Below are 15,515 nucleotides of genomic sequence, written 5' to 3'. Positions count from 1 at the left end.
ATTTTTTGTAATAATAGCAAAATTTGGCAATTTTTCCGAATTTGGGCTATAATAAATGCTTTCAAAATCTAGGCGAAAGGGCGTTCATGGCGGACGTGACGATAAGAAATTTAAACTTTGCTTACGAAAAACGCGAAATTTTAAAAGATATAAGCTTAAGCTACGAGCTGCGCGATTTTTTAGCAATTTTCGGGCCCAACGGCGGCGGCAAAAGCACCCTTTTAAAGCTACTTTTGGGGCTGCTGCGACCAAGCTCGGGCACGATCGAAATTTTAGGCAGATCACCCGCGCTTGCCAGGGCGCAAATGGGCTACGTGCCGCAGTTCATCGCGATAAATAAAAGCTTTCCCATAAGCGTGCTCGAAGTCGTTTTAATGGGGCTGATAGATAATAAAATTTTCGGCTTTTACAGTAAATCCGAGCGCGAGCAAGCCATGCAAGCTTTGGAGCGCGTAGGCATGCAGAGCTTAGCCTGCTGCCGTATCAGCGAGCTTAGCGGCGGGCAGAGACAGCGCGTTTACATAGCGCGGGCGCTGTGCGCGAAGGCTAAAATTTTACTTCTTGACGAGCCGCTAGCGAGCATCGATACGATGGGGCAGGTTCAAATTTACGAGCTTTTAAAATCCCTAAACGAGGGCGGCTGCGGCATAATTCTAATCAGCCACGACGTGCAGCTTGCGCTAAACTACGCAAATCGCGCGCTTTACATCGCAAACGGCTCGGCGCACACCCACGAGATCGATCCGGGAGGCAGGGCGGAATTTTTAGATCACCTGCGACGCGAGCACGGTCACTTCTGCGCCGTCGATCTCGCGCTTAACGAATGCTGCTGTAAGGAGGGCGAAAATGGCTGAAATTCTATCTTATGATTTCATGCGAAATGCCTTGCTCGGCGGGCTTTTAGTTAGTATAGTCTGCGGCGTCGTGGGCTCTTTAGTCGTGATAAATCGTATGAGCTTCATCGCAGGCGGCATCGCGCACGGCGCATACGGCGGCATCGGCATCGCGCTGTTTTTAGGCATCTCGCCCGTGCTGGGAGCTAGCGTATTTGCGCTGTTTTTGGGGCTGCTAATCGCTTACGTCACGCTGCGAAACACCGAACGCTTCGACGCCGTAATCGGCGCGATATGGGCGTTTGGAATGGCGCTGGGGATAATTTTCGCCGATCTTACGCCTGGATACAAATCCGATCTGATGAGCTTTTTATTCGGCTCAATCTTAGCGATAAATCATGAAAATTTGATCTTCATCGGCATTTGCGGCGCGGCATTTGCGGCGCTTACGGCGTGCTTTTACAGGCAGTTTTTAGCGATCAGCTTCGATAAGGAATTCGCTCTGCTGCGCGGAGTAAATACTAGCGTCTTTTACTACGTCCTCGTAGTGATGGCGAGCCTCGCGGTGGTCGCGTCGATTCAGATCGTAGGGCTAATCTTGGTGATCTCGCTGATGACGATCCCGCCTTTCATCGCCGAAAAAATTTCAAAAAGCTTAGGCTCGATGATGGCGATAAGCTGCGGGCTATCGGCACTTTTCTGCGCGGCAGGGCTTGTTTTGAGCTTTAAGCTCAATCTAACCAGCGGCGCTTCGATAATCCTAGTCGCCTCGGTCTGCTTTTTCGCAAGCTCGATCTTTAGCAAACTTCGCGCCTAAAAGTCCACCCAGCTCGCTAAGCAGGATACCTGCGAGTATCAGCGCCGCGCCTAAAATTTGAAGCGCGCTTAGCTTCTCGCCGAAAGCATACCCCATAATACCCGCGCTTACGGGCTCTAGCGCGAAAATAAGCACCGTTTTTATCTCGCTTACGCCGCGATTTTGCGCCATCGTTTGGATCACAAACGCCGCGACGGTAGCAAAGATCGAGGTCAAAACCAGCGCGAAAACGAAATCGAAGCTCGGCGAAAAGATCAAATTTCCAAGTACTCTTATCTCGCCTTCAAACTCCGCGTGAGGAGTGAAAACCGCCGCGATCAGCGCGCAGACGCAGACGCAGATAAACTGCACGATCACAAAGCCGTAGAGATTGCTTTTGCGCGCGCAAACGCCGGTAAAGACGATGTGAAGCGCGTATGCAAACGCGGAAATCAGCGTCAACCGCTCGCCTATGCCAAATCCCACCGCGCCGCTTGCTCCGCTTAAAAAATACAGCCCCAAAAGCGCCGTGGCCGCGCCGCCAAAGGCGCTCACACCGACCTTTTTGCCGAAGAACGCAAGCATCAAAAAGGGCACGATGACGACATTTAGCCCCAAAATAAACGCCACCGTCGATGATAGCGCATAATCAAGCGCTATGGTTTGGCAGGAAAAATCGCAAAATAGCATCAGCCCGCAAAACACGCCCCGCCCTATCGTGCCGCGGTCAAATTTGACGCCGAAACGCAGGCAGGCGAGGTAGGTAAAAATGCTCGCCGCCAAAAAGCGCCAAAACAAAAAGCTAAAAACGTCGCCGCTATGCAGCGCGCGCTGAACCGGCACGAAAGTGCATCCCCAAACGATCGCTACGAAAAGCAGCCCCAGATCCCACAACCTGCTAGGCGGAACGGGGTTTTGCGCATGGCTTTGCGCGGAATTAGAATTTCGCCCGAAACTCTGCGCAGAATTCGAGCTTTGCGTGTAGTTTTGCGTAGAGGCAGAATTTTGCGCGGCAGCAGGGCTCTGCGTAGAATTAGAGCTTTGCGTGAAATCGAAATTCTGCGCGGAATTTAAGCTTTGAGCGGAGCTAGAATTCTGTGCCGAATTAGATTTCTTCGCAAAATTCCGCGCCTTAAAATTTTTCAATCCAAAGCTCTGCGGCGTATGAGTAGAGCCGTGGCCGCTTGCAATGACCTCGGTAAAATTTTTCTTTGAGCGTCGCGTATGGGCGTCAGCAAGGCTTTTTGCGGGGCTTAAATTTGGCTCGTCTACGTCGCTCGCACGATTTAGCGAACTCGCGCTATTTGCGCCGCTATGAGTGGAATTTCCCATAAAATTTCGTTTGAAATTTTTCGCAGAATTTTCGCAAGGATTTATTGCGGAGGCTTTTGCGAAATTTAAAGCTTTGCTTTCGGCGCAGTTAGGAATTTGTGCAGAGTTTAAATTCGGCGAAAGAGCCGCGGAGCTTAAAGCGGATTTTCTTTCAAGATTTCTAACGCGCGGAGCGGAATAAAGCGCGACGAGACTGTGCGCAGCAAAACTGGCCGAGGCACGATTGCGTGCGGCGAAACCGGCCGAGACGGGATAAAATTTTAAATTTCTTCCGCAGATAAAATTTAACCGGGCATCCGCATCTTGAAATTTGAAATTTCTTTTGAGGTAGGGAGCGGGAGCAAAATTTGCCGTGTCGCCAGGCGCTGTGTTTTTCGCGCACTCACGCACCCGGTTTGAGATAAAATTTAAAGCGAATTTTGAATTAAAATTTTCCGCGAGCTCCGAGATAGAATTTTTCATAAATTTAAAGTAAAATTTCGCCGAGATTTTAGTGCGGTCGCGCCTATCTGATCGTCTTTATGGCGTTTAAAATCGCGCCCGAGTTTTTGCGAAACTCCCTTTCGTTTTTGCTTAAAAAATCGAAGCTTTCGTTGATAAAGGCGCTGCTAAATTCGCTACTAAAATCGTCTCCAGGGTCGCGTCCAACGGCACTTTTAAAGCTTTTAGCAAAGCTCACGTCGGCTCCTAGTTCACGTGCCAAAGGGCGAATGATTTCGTAAATTTCATCAAAGGCGTTGGTGCGCAGATAGTGGCTGAATAACACCTCGCCGCTCATTACCGCTTTAGTATCGGCTTCGGACATATCTTTTATTTTAGCGAGTACGAGCTTTTTGATCGGCTCTACGGCAAGACTTAGCTTCTTGCTCGCCAGCCTTTGCATATTCTGCACGGCGATGCTTTTTTTGCCCGCGCGCTCGGTAATGTAGCTAGGCAAATCGAGCTCGTAATCCTGTACGCCAGTGCGTTCGTATTCATTTGCGGCACGCTCTATCAAAGTGCTTAGTGAGTTTTTAAAATTTTCGCTATCGCCCGCGCCCGCACTAAGCATCACGTCCAGCCCCTTTACGGCGACCTCCTCCCAGCTAGCAGTCGCAAATATCGGCAATAAACAAAAGATTAATTTTTTAAGCAAAGTTTTTTCCTAATTAAAGATTGATTATTTTATTTCGAAAATTTTAATGTATAATCAACGCTTTTATAATACCAAAAGGGCTAAATATGGAGCTTTTACTCATCGCTTTCGCGCTTGCGATGGACAGCGTCGCGCTTAGTATCTCAAACGGCGCGAAATATCCGAATTTTAAATTTGCGCAGATCGCGCGCGTCGCGTTTTTCTACGCGGCGGCTCAGTTTATAATGCCGCTTGCAGGCTACGTTTTGGGGATAAATTTCGTAAAATTTATCGCGCAAATCGATCACTTCGTCGCGTTTGGAATTTTATCGTTTTTAGGCGTTAAGATGATCGCGGAATCCCGCCGCGAGCAGGATGAGCCAGACCTATGCCTAAGCACGAAGGAGCTGGTGCTGGGCGCGATCGCCACCAGCATCGATGCGATGGCTGTGGGCGTGACCTTTGCCTTTGGCGAGATAAACATCCTCTACGCCTGTTGCGTAATCGGGCTCGTCTGCTTCGCGCTGTGCGTCGCGGCGTGCTACGCAGGCAAGCTAACGGGCGAATACCTGCACTCAAAGGCGCTCGTTTTAGGCGGCGCGATTTTAATTCTGATCGGGGTTAAAATTTTACTCTCGCACCTCGGCGTTATCGATATTTAGCGACTTTTAAGCGCCTCTTTGCGATAATTTTTAAAATTAATCCGCAGGGGCGAAAATGAAAAATTTAATAAATTTAAGCGGCGGCGATCGCCTAAATTTGCGCGTGCAGGGTCAAATTTTAGCTAGCGAGAGCATCAAAAACGGCAAAACGAGGCAGACGCAAAAGGAGTTTGCTAGCACGGACGAGGCACAAAAAGCCTGCGTGAAAAAGGAGTGGGAGAGCCTAAAGAAAGGTGAACCGAAATCCTTAAAGACTGTTGCTAAGTAAAAATAATACCAAATGAAAAAGGAGATGATGTGAAAAATATACTTTCTTTAAATTTTGAAGAAGCTAGATTATTTTTATTAAAGCATGAAAGCTACGTAAATATTGATTTGCCGCCATATATTAAATTTGATAATTTGTTTGATCAAATTTCAAAGATTCTAGGTCGGAAAAATTTTATGAGTATTAAAAACAGCAATCCGGATAGTTTTGAAGATGTAAACTACAAATTATTTCATAATAAAAATGGCAAATATGATTGGCGGAGATTCGAATTAATTCATCCTTTTCTTTATGTTTCGCTTGTTAATGAAATAACAAAATACGACAATTGGGAACTAATCAGAAAAAGATTTAAAAAAATAGAATCTAGAAGCGTTGTTGAATGTATGAGTTTGCCTGTAGTTTCTGAGTCAAACGAATCAGATAAGGCTGAGCAAATCTCAAACTGGTGGGGGCAGATAGAACAAAAATCTATAATTTTAAGTTTGAACTATAGTTATATTTACCATACAGATATTGTGGATTGTTATGGTTCGATTTATACTCATTCTGTATCCTGGGCATTACATTCTAAAAAAGTATCAAAAAATAACAGAAAAGATAAAAATTTTAATAAAAAATATATTGGTGGCATGATCGATTTTCATATACAAAGTATGTCGAATGGACAAACGAATGGAATACCGCAAGGTAGCGTTTTAATGGATCTTATTGCAGAGATTGTATTGTCCTATGCTGATTTGTGTTTAAGTGCCAAATTAAAATACATTGATAAAAAAGATTTTTATATTTTAAGATATAGAGATGATTATAGAATTTTTGTTAATAGCCCACAAATCGCAGATGAGATAATTAAAATACTTACAGAAGTTTTAATTGATTTAGGGTTAAAATTAAATTCAAGTAAAACAACTTTTTCTAACAACGTTATTCAAGGCTCAATAAAACCAGATAAGTTAGATTGGCTAGTTGTTGATAAAGATTTAAAAACAATACAAAAACGTCTTTTGCTGATTCATCAATTTGCACTAAAATATCCGCATTCTGGAACTATAACAAAAGAGTTGCAGGCAATTTTGAAACAATTAAGAGAAAGTAAAAACAAAACTAGGAATAAAGAAAATATAGAAGTTTTAATAAGTATTGTAGTTGATATCGCTCTTTTAAATCCAAGAACTTATTCTATATCTATGGCAATACTAAGTATATTATTTGGATTGATTAATAAAAAATCGATTGAATCAATTGTCGATAAAATTGTAAATAAATTTAATAGCATTCCAAATACTGGGCATATGCAAATATGGCTACAGAGGGCAATTATAAAATTACAAATTACACAAAAATATTTTTGTGAGCCATTATGCAAACTGGTCGGCGGTGAGTCCATAAAATTATGGAATAATGAATGGCTATATCCTAATAATATAAGAATTTTAGAAAATAGAAGTAATATTGTCAATCAAGATGCCTTAAATACTCTTGATACCGAAATACAAGACGATGAAGTGCTTCTTTTTAGGGAACAGTCGCTATGAAATAATGAAAAAATAGTAAATTTAAAATTTATAGGAAAATTATTAAAATATGAATTTGTTAGTAGGGCATAGTAAATTATCAAATTTGCGAAGGCTCTCTATTTTCTACCCGCCAGAAGCTTTGAGCTGCCTAGCATCAGCCATTTGGCTTCGCGCGGACCCATAAAAAGCCCCTGCGTCGTGTCTATGAACTCGAGCTGCTCATAGCCCTGCTCCTTAAGTCGCGCGATGAAAGCGTCCATATCGCCGTAGTTTCCGCGCGAGAAAAGATCGTGGATCGCGAAGCTGCCGCCCTTTTTAAGCACGCGGAGCGTCTCTAAAAGCAGCGCCTGGCGGTCCTTGCGCATGATGTTGTGATAGACGTAGTTGCTTGTAACCGCATCGAAGCTGCCGTCCTCAAAGGGCAGCTGCGTGGCGTCGGCCTGCTCGAAGCTAGTGTTTTGCACACCTTCGGCGCGCGCGTTGGATTCGCACAGCTGCTTATTAAAAGACGCGTACTCAAAGCCCCAGCGATCGACGCCTAGCACCGATGCGTGCGGATTGCGCTTAGCAACGGCGATCGTTAGCGCGCCGCTGCCGCAGCCTACGTCTAGCCCGCGCCCGCCCTCGGGCAGATCCACATATTTTGCCATGCCTTCTACGATCGCGCGCGAGAGCTGACGCTTGCCGCCGTAATCAAACGCGCGGTACCACACGACGCAGTAGATCGTAAAGCCGATCAAAACCAGCGTCGCTGCGCCGAAAAGCCCGGCTAGCACGCCTCTTAGCGCACCACTAGCACCCAAACCGTAAACGCCGAAAATCAAAAATAAAACTAACGCCACGCCCGCACTCGCAGCAAATGACGCGATCATGCCCTTAGGCACCCAGTTTTTATAATCAGGCTTCATCTTCGCTCCTTTTATTAAATTTAATCTCGCGGCGGCAAAGCACGTCGCGGCAAAATTTTAAATTCCGTCCGTAAATTTTAAATTTCGCAGCTCAAAACCTCGCTTAAATTTAAACGCGCGCTAATAGGCGTATTTAAACTCCACGTAGTAGTTGCGCCCGGGGGCCGGAGTATAGACGTCTGCGCGTAAATTTTGGTTGTAATTATACTCCTCGTCAAAGACGTTTTTGACTCCGGCGCTTATCAAAAATCCGCTTGCGAAGCGATACGCAGCGCCCAGATCTACGATCGTGCGCGAATCGATCCTGTCGTGGTTGGCGTCGTGCGATGATGAGAAATATTTAAAATCGCTCATCAGCGTTAAATTTCTAATCGGTTCGTAATCGACGCCCAAAACGAACTTCGAGCGCTCCACTAGCGGAACCTGCTTGCCCTTATTCGCGCCGGATTGGATCTTGGCGTCCACGTATGAAAAGGTCTCGCTGAGCTTTAAATTTGAAAGCAGGCTTTGCTCCGCATACAGCTCCACGCCCTTGCGGCGCGTCTCGTCGATATTTATAAAATGCCAACCGCTATTAAAGCCGCTACCGAGTAGCTCGTTTACGATCTCGTTTTTCGTATCGGTCCAAAACAGCGTCGCGCTTACGTATTGCCCATAGATTAGATCCTTCATGCCGATCTCGTAGGTTTTAAAGGTTTCGGATTTGAGGTTATTAAGCACGTAAGGGCCGCTAGAACTTAGCTTATCGATGAGCTGATTAGGACCCGGTGAGATATAGCCTCGCTCAAATTTAAAATAGACATTGCCGTCTTTAGAATATTTAAAATTCGGCGTGATCTCAAACGCATAGTTGTTTTTATCGTCCGTTACGTGCGTGCTGTCTTGAGTGTGAAAGATGCGCCCCATCCTACGCATCGTCGTAGAGACTTCGCGATCTACTTTGTATTCGGCGCGCTCAAAACGCCCGCCCGCACTAAGCGAAAACAGCTCCGTGAAGTCGTGCTTTTCTAAGGCATAAACCGAGTGCGTCTGTTTTTGCATATCAAAGATCGTAAGTTGCGAAAGGCTCATCATAGGATTCATCGAAGTGGTAAAGTCGATCCTGCGGAAGCCCTTGTTTTTGAGATAATCATATCCCGCTATGAGCTCGTCGTTATCATAGGTAAGCTTGCCCTTTAAATTCGCCCCTTCTTTGCGATCTTTCATCACAAAGCCCTTTTGCAAAATTCTAATATCTTGATAATAAGGCTGTAAATTTGCTTCAAATCTATCGCCGAATTTTACCGCATAATCCAAGTCAAAATTTAGTCGCGTACTTTTGGTAAAGGTCCTCTCGCCTCCTTGTTGGCGGCGATCCGCTTTAAGCTCGGCAAGCCCTAAACCCGGCACATCATGCGTCCTAGCGCGATAAAAGCTCGGATTAAAAGATAGGCTTTGATCATCTGAAATTTTATAATTTAGTCCAAATGATGTATAGTAGCCTCGCTCTCTTTCGCCCTTGCGGTATCCATGCTGATCAAAGCCCTTCATTGCGGTCTTTAGAAATAGATTTTCGCTCACATTCCCGCCTGCGCCGAAATTTAGATCTTTATAATTATACGACGCGATCTTGGTAGAGACATTGGCGTATGGGTATTTTGCGCCCTTTTTTGTGATGATATTTATCACGCCGCCGCTGGTGCCGCTGCCGTAAAGCACGCTACCGCCGCCGGGGATGATCTCCACGCGCTCGATATCTTCGATCGGAACGAGATCGATCGGGATGGTCGTAGGCGTCGTGTCGATCATATTGAGAGCGACTCCGTTAAGAAGGACCTTGACGGAGGTATTGGCTTTCGCACCTTGCCCACGCAAATCAACAGATCTGCCGTTAAAGCTAACCCCCGGCGCCTTTTCTAAAATCTCACGCAGATCGCGGTAACCGCGATTTTCCATATCCTCAGCGGTGACAACGGAGACATTGCGAACCTCGTTTTTAAGCGTATCCTCAAAGCCCGTCGCGGTAACTACGATGGTGCCCAGCTTTGTGGCGTTCGCGCCGGAAGCGCTTTTAGGAGCTGCGGGATTTACCGCCCCTGCGCTAGGCGCGCTGATATTTGCGGACGTAACGTTGTTTTCGGCTCCGTTTAGTTGCAATGCGGCACACAAACTTAGTGCGATCGCGGCATTTGAAAGATAAAATTTCTTAACCATCACTCTCCCCTATTCAAAATTATAATTTTGCGAATGATTTGCAAATGCTATATTATAATTTCTCTTGATTAAATAATAATAAATTTCAAAGATTAAAGATAGATTTTTTAAAATTTTGGCGGAAATTGGATGAAATTTTAGTTTTGAGCGTTTTACGTAGTGCGATAAAATTTCGGTTTTAATTTAGATTCTTTAGCGGCGTTTTTTTAAAAAGGCAAATTCGCAAAGCGGATCTAGCTGGAATTTTTAAAATTTACTCAATCCCTAAAATCATACCCGTCTAAAATGCGCCAAAAAGTATTAAACCTATCCTGGCGCTCATTTTTTTATCCATATGGCTTTTTGATTTTGCTTGCGCATCAATTATTTTTTATCATGGCTCACCTTCTTTAGCCACTCTTTTTCAAATTTATAATATCTTTCAAGCTTTTTATTCTTTTCCGCTTGATTCCACTTTTCTATCTCGGCATAATCTTGCAGCTCGCCTCCGCACTTAGGGCAAACACTCCTATCTTTAACGTCCGAGAAATTATAAAATTTAAGACACCCTTTGCAGCGCATAAATTTAGGATAATACTTTACGCTTTTTTCAGGGCGAAATGCGAGGTATAAAAAGAAAGCGCACGCCACAAAGCATAAAATTCCTATGATGATACGCAGATGCACGCTATCAAATTTTACCGATGCCATAAAGCCGGGTTTTATATCGACTTTTCCCAATAAAGCAGCCGTCAGTCCCCATGTAAAAAAAGCAAAAAAGCTGATTAATGCAAAAATTCTATTTAACATTTTTATATACTCCTCTATAACAAATCAAAATTTCATCTCTTTTTAAATTTACGCCTTTTGATCTTCGGAGTTTTAGCGCTTTGATCGGAGGCGTTTCTTTTCCAGTAGTCGCCGTCATTATACTCAGTAAGCTTTTTGCCGCAGTCCGGGCAAATTTGATCCGTATCTTTGACATCCTCGTATCGGTAAAATTTACCGCAGTCTGCACACCACATATACTCTGGGTATCTTTTTATGCTCTTTTCAGAGCGGAAGGCGAGGTAAAAAAACAAGATACTAATAAGTAAAACCGAAAATCCCGAGATAAGAAAAGGATATCCGATTTTGCTTTGTATTCCTGCAGGATCTTGCGTTGCAAAAATTTCTATAGATATTATTAAAAGGTTTAAGCCTATCAAGGCATTAATCACTCTACCTATTTTTTTGTTTATGAAAATTCCTGCAGAAACAAACAATAAGCCGATGATGAAAATCTTGATAATATAGACCGGCTCAACTGCGCTCCAGCCCCCGTATTTAAAATACATCTTTCCGCTAAAGCAGCCAAGAATACTTTCAAATACAAAAAATGCACCCAAAAGTATTAAACCTATCCTAGTGCTCATTTTTTATTCCTATAGTCTTTTTGAGATAGTTGTCATCATGCCGATACAACAGGAGCCGATTCTATCTGTCATTTTGCTGCTCTTTTTCGTTATGCTTTGCTTTATTTATAGCGTTTTGCGCCATACGCTCAACCCTTTAAATTTTATAGTTTTATCCGTGCTGTCATACGCAAATTTCATTCCGTAATGAACTGCTTATAAGGATCCGGTACCGTCGGATGTTTGGAAAATAGCAATGGCATATATTTGTAAATATCTACCATAACGATCTCTTGATACACATTATCTAGCCGCCAATCTATTTTATCGTAGTGCTTGTTTTCATCATGCATATCTTCTATAAGGAGATCGCCATTTTTTATACCAAAGTTTATAATTAGATCGAGCTCCTCTAGCGTGTATCCCCAATCTATATGGAAAAATTTAAATACTACGGATATGATCCCGTCTCCTTCGATTGCGGAGGATAATAACTCTACAATGTGCTTTTCTCTCATTGTCGCCTTCCTTTAGCATAAAAATTTATCTTTATCGCTCGGTATCTTTTTGGTTTATAAGTTCCGCCGAGCCCCCCTCAAGCGAATTATACTCATCCAGATGTATATGCGAATGTTTCGGCACGGAAATCTTGCGCTAAAGTAAGCAAATGCCTAGCAAGAGATATAAGCCCGCTTTTATTTGCCCTTATATTAACTTCGTTTTCAAGAGTATTGACGGAGATCGCGAAGTCCTTTTCCCATTGTAGCCGCAGTCCCTTTTCTGCGCAGTAATCTAAAGTTTTTATAACATACTGTCCCATATAGCGCCGACACTCCTTTCTAAATTTAATCGGTTGCCGATAAAAATTCATCTCATTGATCGCTTAATCGATCTCATAGTATTTCGGGAAAAATTATATCTAAAATAAAAATGAAAAATGTTGGAATAACTAAATTTAAGACAGGTGCTGTGCGTGAACGCGAAAATAAAGTGGATTAAAATTTGAAAAAAACTTAAGCAGAAAGTAAAAAGAAGTGATTTAAACTTAAAAGTAGATTAAGTGGTGGTCCCGATTGGACTCGAACCAACGACTTCCACCATGTCAAGGTGACACTCTACCAACTGAGTTACGGGGCCAAAAAGAAACGACAGTATATCAAAAAAATCTCTCAATAGCAAGCAAATTTTAATTTTTCGTAAAATTCCGTCGAAATTCTATACAAGATTTCGCCGCGACGTAAAACGCCGTCGAATTCTACGCGAAATTTCACGATATTGCCCTCGCCGGAATTCTGCAGGAGATTTCATCGCGACGTAAAATTCTGGCTAAATTCTGCGTAGGGTTTAGTCGCTACTATGGAATTTCGCGCAGAATTCCATCCGCATTTGCGCGGCGCGCCTTATTCGTCGCATTCCGTCTCGCCCGCCTTACTCTACATTTATCTTGTTTTGCTACCTTGTTTTATTTCGTCCGCCTTGCCTTGCCCTGTCTTATTTCGCCCGCTTGCCCGCTCTGCCTTGCGCCAGCTAAGACGTCCAAATTTTTTCATTTAGCTTTAGAATTTTTACGATTTGCAGCATCGCATCCAGATCCGCTTTGATATCCTTTGCGATGCGAGCATTGAGTATCGGCTGATCCAAGCTCGGCTCGAAACTATCCGCGCCGCGAGCTATCGCGATGTAAATTTTATTTTGCTTGAAGCTCAGCGAGATGTTCGATTTCACGAGCTGTTTAAGAGATAAAATTTTCTCCATTAGCATGGGCGTCAGAACATACATAACCGTCATTGCGTCGTTTGCATAAATCGTAAAATTTTTATTGAAGTCCGCGTTATCTATCGGGATTTCGCGACCACCCAGTAGTTTGTGCCGCAACTCAGACGGCGGCAGTGTCGTATTCGAGAAAACAAAAACGTCGTAGCAGATTTTTTTATTAAAATTTGCCACGAAAAAGGGTCCCTCAAAAAATTTAAAGTGTCTCTTTTTAAAAAAGGATGAAATTCCCCTGCTGACGTCCTTTTCCAGCCTTATGTCGCAAAACATAAAATCCACGCCGTCCACGTTCGCGTAAACCAGATCATCCGCGCGAAATCTATCAAATCCGCCAAATATCTCGCTTGCTCTTACCTCTTTTTCCTGAAAAAGCGCGCCCATTTTATACGAAAAGCCCAGGCTTTCGATATAGGGCTTGAGATAAAGCTCTTTGTAGCGCATCAAAAATCGCTCGGTTTTGCGCTCAAAAATCCACTCGTAAAATTCGTCCCTCGTACTGATTATTGCTAAAATAGACGCGACTAAAAGAAATAAACTTTCTACGCCGAGATCGAGTTTGGGAAAATCGAGAAAGATGATTATCAGTGAGAGCGCAAGAATCGGACCGAAAACCGCAAACGCTACTAGATAACTTAAAATTTTCCAAAGCTTGCGACTTTTCTTAAGCCGTTTGCGCTGCTTTTCTAAATCTATGACGGTTTTAATATCCACGGCCAACCTCTATTTGTTAAATTTAATGGCACACCTTGCGGCACGGCGTAAATCTGCGCCCGATACGGCGCAATAGGCGCACGCTGTTTAGAGCCGCTAAATTTTACGGCTACTTGCGCGAGCTGCGCGCAGTGAAATTTGCCGCCAAGCTTAACTTGCAGTATAAATCCCGTGATTAAAAAACTTATTTAAGCAGCTCGTTTGCATACGCTCGCACGCTCGCATCCACCGCCGCAAGCGCTTCCGCGTCCGTTACGCTAGGCGAGTTAAATTTCTCCGCGCACTTTAGCACGACGCGCGCAATGTCGGTGAAGCGGCACCGCTGCTGCAAAAACGCATTTACGCCCGCTTCGTTCGCGGCGTTGATGACGACGCCGAGATCGGGGTTTGCTAACAGCGCGCCCTTGAGGGTAAAAATTTGAAATTTCATCGTGTCAATCGGCTTAAATTCTATCGGTCGCAGCGCGCACAGATCTACGGGCGCGGCGATCTGCTCCCGTACGTCGCCGCTAAACATCGCGTGCGCGATGGCTAGGCGCATATCGGCCCTGCTAATGTGCGCCGTCGTAGAGCCGTCTGCAAATTCGACCAGCGCGTGGATCTGCGAGGTGCGCTCGATGAGCGCATCGATCTCGCGCGTGCCGTAGAGCCAAAACGCCTCGATCACCTCAAAGAGCTTATTTGCCATTGTAGCGCTGTCGATCGTGATCTTCGCGCCCATCTTCCAGTTGGGGTGCTTGAGGGCGTTTTGCGGCGTGAGCGAGCCCAGCTGCGTTAGCGGCACGTCGTAAAACGCGCCGCCGCTAGCCGTGATGATTAGGCGCGAAACGGGGGTTTTGGCGTTGCTAAGTAAAAATTTCAGTCCGAAATGTTCGCTGTCGATCGGGTAAATTTTATCCGTTTGCAGAAATTTCCCGCCGACGACCAGGCTTTCTTTGTTGGCTAGACAGAGCCTCTTTCCGAGCTCTTGGGTTTTTAGGCTGGGCATCATGCCCGCAAAGCCTACGAGAGCGTTTACCACGGTCGTGCTTTTGCACTCCGCAAGCATCTGCAAAATTCCATCCGCGCCGCAAAATACGCGCTCGTGATCTACCTCGCTTTTTTGCTGCGCGTCTGCGATACAGACGAGCTTTGGATGAAATTTTGCGATCTGTTCGTTTAAAAGCTTGATATTGCGCCCGCAGCTAAGCGCTTCGATCATACTGCCGCTGCGAGCGGCTACGTCTAGGGTGTTTGTGCCGATAGAGCCCGTAGAGCCTAAAACTACCATGAATAGACTATCGCCATCGCGATCGCGCCGAACATATAGCCGTCGATGCGGTCTAAGATCCCGCCGTGTCCGGGAAAGAGCGCGCCGCTGTCTTTAAGACCCGCCGCGCGTTTTAGGTAGCTCTCAAACAGATCGCCAAACACGCCAAAAATTGCTATGATGATGGTTTTTCCTAAAATTTCAAGCGGCGGCATATTAGTAAAGATGCGCGCATAAATGAGGCTAACTATAAGCGCGAGTGCAAGACCACCTAGCACGCCTTCTACGGTTTTATTCGGCGAGCTAGCGCTTAGCGGAGTTTTGCCAAAGGCTCTACCGATAAAATATGCGCCACTATCGCTAGCTACGATAATAAAGATCAGCCAAACGAAGTGAAAAACTTCCCCGAAATCATCATAAGCCGCCCACATAAAAAATATCGGCGCAACGGGATAGATAAAAGGAAGCGTGATCTTTAGGCTAGGGCCCTTGGTAAAGGCCACGACAGAGGCGACGCATAGGATCATCAGGATGCTAACTTTTAGTGCTGAGACGAAAGGCTCATCGGTCTGCGTAAATGGTAGCAGCGCAAAAAACGCGATTGCTAGCGCGAGCCACTTTTTGCTAGTTTCCTCCAGACCCCATAACTTGAGGCTTTCAAAAAATGCAAGCACGAGTATCAGCGCAAATACGGCGAAATTTAGCCACCTGGCGTTTATAAGAATTAGAGCTAAAAATACGGCGAGTAAAATGCTTGCCGTGATTATTCTTTGCTTCATAGAA

General features: G+C 44.8%; 16 protein-coding genes and 1 tRNA gene. 5 read left to right on the top strand and 12 right to left on the bottom strand.

Annotated features, from left to right (window positions below):
- The first annotated feature begins 86 nt into the window (after window positions 1-86).
- Window positions 87-854, top strand: coding sequence for an ABC transporter ATP-binding protein (locus QZ176_RS00885; RefSeq protein WP_295150579.1), 768 nt, complete (start codon window positions 87-89; stop codon window positions 852-854).
- Window positions 847-1,650: a metal ABC transporter permease gene (locus QZ176_RS00880; protein WP_295150391.1), complete on the top strand. Its 804-nt coding sequence runs from the start codon at window positions 847-849 to the stop codon at window positions 1,648-1,650. The genes QZ176_RS00885 and QZ176_RS00880 overlap by 8 nt, the downstream gene beginning before the upstream one ends.
- Here the strand turns inward: QZ176_RS00880 and QZ176_RS00875 are convergent.
- Window positions 1,594-2,961 carry a DMT family transporter gene (locus QZ176_RS00875; RefSeq protein WP_295150389.1) on the bottom strand — a complete coding sequence of 456 codons (1,368 nt, stop codon included), beginning with the start codon at window positions 2,959-2,961 and terminating at the stop codon, window positions 1,594-1,596. The genes QZ176_RS00880 and QZ176_RS00875 overlap by 57 nt on opposite strands.
- A 505-nt stretch (window positions 2,962-3,466) precedes the next feature.
- Window positions 3,467-4,096 (bottom strand): hypothetical protein, encoded by a 630-nt coding sequence (locus QZ176_RS00870; protein ID WP_295150386.1) that lies wholly within the window; start codon window positions 4,094-4,096, stop codon window positions 3,467-3,469.
- 86 nt (window positions 4,097-4,182) lie between these two features.
- On the opposite strand from QZ176_RS00870, the gene QZ176_RS00865 reads away from it, so the two are divergent.
- Genes QZ176_RS00865 through QZ176_RS00855 form a run of 3 tightly spaced genes read left to right on the top strand, consistent with a single transcriptional unit; the run spans window position 4,183 to window position 6,543 of the window.
- Window positions 4,183-4,737 carry a manganese efflux pump MntP family protein gene (locus QZ176_RS00865; protein WP_295150383.1) on the top strand — a complete coding sequence of 185 codons (555 nt, stop codon included), beginning with the start codon at window positions 4,183-4,185 and terminating at the stop codon, window positions 4,735-4,737.
- A 55-nt stretch (window positions 4,738-4,792) separates the two neighbouring features.
- Entirely contained in the window at window positions 4,793-5,005 is a 213-nt protein-coding gene (locus QZ176_RS00860) for a hypothetical protein (RefSeq protein ID WP_295150381.1), read from the top strand.
- 29 nt (window positions 5,006-5,034) lie between these two features.
- Window positions 5,035-6,543, top strand: coding sequence for an RNA-directed DNA polymerase (locus tag QZ176_RS00855; protein ID WP_295150378.1), 1,509 nt, complete (start codon window positions 5,035-5,037; stop codon window positions 6,541-6,543).
- A 98-nt stretch (window positions 6,544-6,641) separates the two neighbouring features.
- Here the strand turns inward: QZ176_RS00855 and QZ176_RS00850 are convergent, their stop codons facing one another.
- The 10 genes from QZ176_RS00850 to QZ176_RS00805 form a co-directional block, all read right to left on the bottom strand.
- Window positions 6,642-7,433, bottom strand: a complete 792-nt coding sequence (locus tag QZ176_RS00850) for a class I SAM-dependent methyltransferase (protein ID WP_295150375.1) — start codon at window positions 7,431-7,433, stop codon at window positions 6,642-6,644.
- A 120-nt stretch (window positions 7,434-7,553) separates the two neighbouring features.
- Window positions 7,554-9,626 (bottom strand): TonB-dependent receptor, encoded by a 2,073-nt coding sequence (locus QZ176_RS00845; RefSeq protein WP_295150372.1) that lies wholly within the window; start codon window positions 9,624-9,626, stop codon window positions 7,554-7,556.
- Window positions 9,627-9,989: 363 nt separating this feature from the next.
- Entirely contained in the window at window positions 9,990-10,346 is a 357-nt protein-coding gene (locus QZ176_RS00840) for a hypothetical protein (RefSeq protein ID WP_295150369.1), read from the bottom strand.
- Window positions 10,347-10,447: 101 nt separating this feature from the next.
- Window positions 10,448-11,020 carry a hypothetical protein gene (locus QZ176_RS00835; protein ID WP_295150367.1) on the bottom strand — a complete coding sequence of 191 codons (573 nt, stop codon included), beginning with the start codon at window positions 11,018-11,020 and terminating at the stop codon, window positions 10,448-10,450.
- Window positions 11,021-11,196: 176 nt separating this feature from the next.
- The gene (locus QZ176_RS00830; protein WP_295150364.1) at window positions 11,197-11,517 is read right to left on the bottom strand and encodes a hypothetical protein; all 321 of its coding nucleotides are present in this window, start codon (window positions 11,515-11,517) and stop codon (window positions 11,197-11,199) included.
- A gap of 92 nt (window positions 11,518-11,609) precedes the next feature.
- Window positions 11,610-11,819, bottom strand: coding sequence for a hypothetical protein (locus QZ176_RS00825; RefSeq protein WP_295150361.1), 210 nt, complete (start codon window positions 11,817-11,819; stop codon window positions 11,610-11,612).
- Between the two features lie 241 nt (window positions 11,820-12,060).
- Window positions 12,061-12,136, bottom strand: a tRNA-Val gene (locus QZ176_RS00820).
- Window positions 12,137-12,526: 390 nt separating this feature from the next.
- Complete coding sequence (locus QZ176_RS00815) at window positions 12,527-13,483, bottom strand: DUF3137 domain-containing protein (protein WP_295150358.1); 957 nt, start codon at window positions 13,481-13,483, stop codon at window positions 12,527-12,529.
- A gap of 184 nt (window positions 13,484-13,667) precedes the next feature.
- Window positions 13,668-14,753, bottom strand: a complete 1,086-nt coding sequence (gene dxr / locus QZ176_RS00810) for a 1-deoxy-D-xylulose-5-phosphate reductoisomerase (protein WP_295150356.1) — start codon at window positions 14,751-14,753, stop codon at window positions 13,668-13,670.
- Window positions 14,747-15,511, bottom strand: coding sequence for a phosphatidate cytidylyltransferase (locus QZ176_RS00805; RefSeq protein ID WP_005872778.1), 765 nt, complete (start codon window positions 15,509-15,511; stop codon window positions 14,747-14,749). Before QZ176_RS00805 ends, dxr begins: the two co-directional genes overlap by 7 nt.
- Between the last annotated feature and the right edge of the window lie 4 nt (window positions 15,512-15,515).

Source organism: uncultured Campylobacter sp. (assembly GCF_905373215.1).
GTDB lineage: Bacteria > Campylobacterota > Campylobacteria > Campylobacterales > Campylobacteraceae > Campylobacter_B.
Note: the sequence above shows the minus strand (reverse complement) of the source record. Positions and strands in the feature narration are given on the sequence as shown.

Coding starts and splice junctions, on each gene's coding strand:
- QZ176_RS00885 (WP_295150579.1), top strand. CDS start 87: ATGGCGGACGTGACGATAAGAAATTTAAACTTTGCTTACGAAAAACGC.
- QZ176_RS00880 (WP_295150391.1), top strand. CDS start 847: ATGGCTGAAATTCTATCTTATGATTTCATGCGAAATGCCTTGCTCGGC.
- QZ176_RS00875 (WP_295150389.1), bottom strand. CDS start 2,961: ATGGGAAATTCCACTCATAGCGGCGCAAATAGCGCGAGTTCGCTAAAT.
- QZ176_RS00865 (WP_295150383.1), top strand. CDS start 4,183: ATGGAGCTTTTACTCATCGCTTTCGCGCTTGCGATGGACAGCGTCGCG.
- QZ176_RS00860 (WP_295150381.1), top strand. CDS start 4,793: ATGAAAAATTTAATAAATTTAAGCGGCGGCGATCGCCTAAATTTGCGC.
- QZ176_RS00850 (WP_295150375.1), bottom strand. CDS start 7,433: ATGAAGCCTGATTATAAAAACTGGGTGCCTAAGGGCATGATCGCGTCA.
- QZ176_RS00845 (WP_295150372.1), bottom strand. CDS start 9,626: ATGGTTAAGAAATTTTATCTTTCAAATGCCGCGATCGCACTAAGTTTG.
- QZ176_RS00835 (WP_295150367.1), bottom strand. CDS start 11,020: ATGAGCACTAGGATAGGTTTAATACTTTTGGGTGCATTTTTTGTATTT.
- QZ176_RS00830 (WP_295150364.1), bottom strand. CDS start 11,517: ATGAGAGAAAAGCACATTGTAGAGTTATTATCCTCCGCAATCGAAGGA.
- QZ176_RS00825 (WP_295150361.1), bottom strand. CDS start 11,819: ATGGGACAGTATGTTATAAAAACTTTAGATTACTGCGCAGAAAAGGGA.
- dxr (WP_295150356.1), bottom strand. CDS start 14,753: ATGGTAGTTTTAGGCTCTACGGGCTCTATCGGCACAAACACCCTAGAC.
- QZ176_RS00805 (WP_005872778.1), bottom strand. CDS start 15,511: ATGAAGCAAAGAATAATCACGGCAAGCATTTTACTCGCCGTATTTTTA.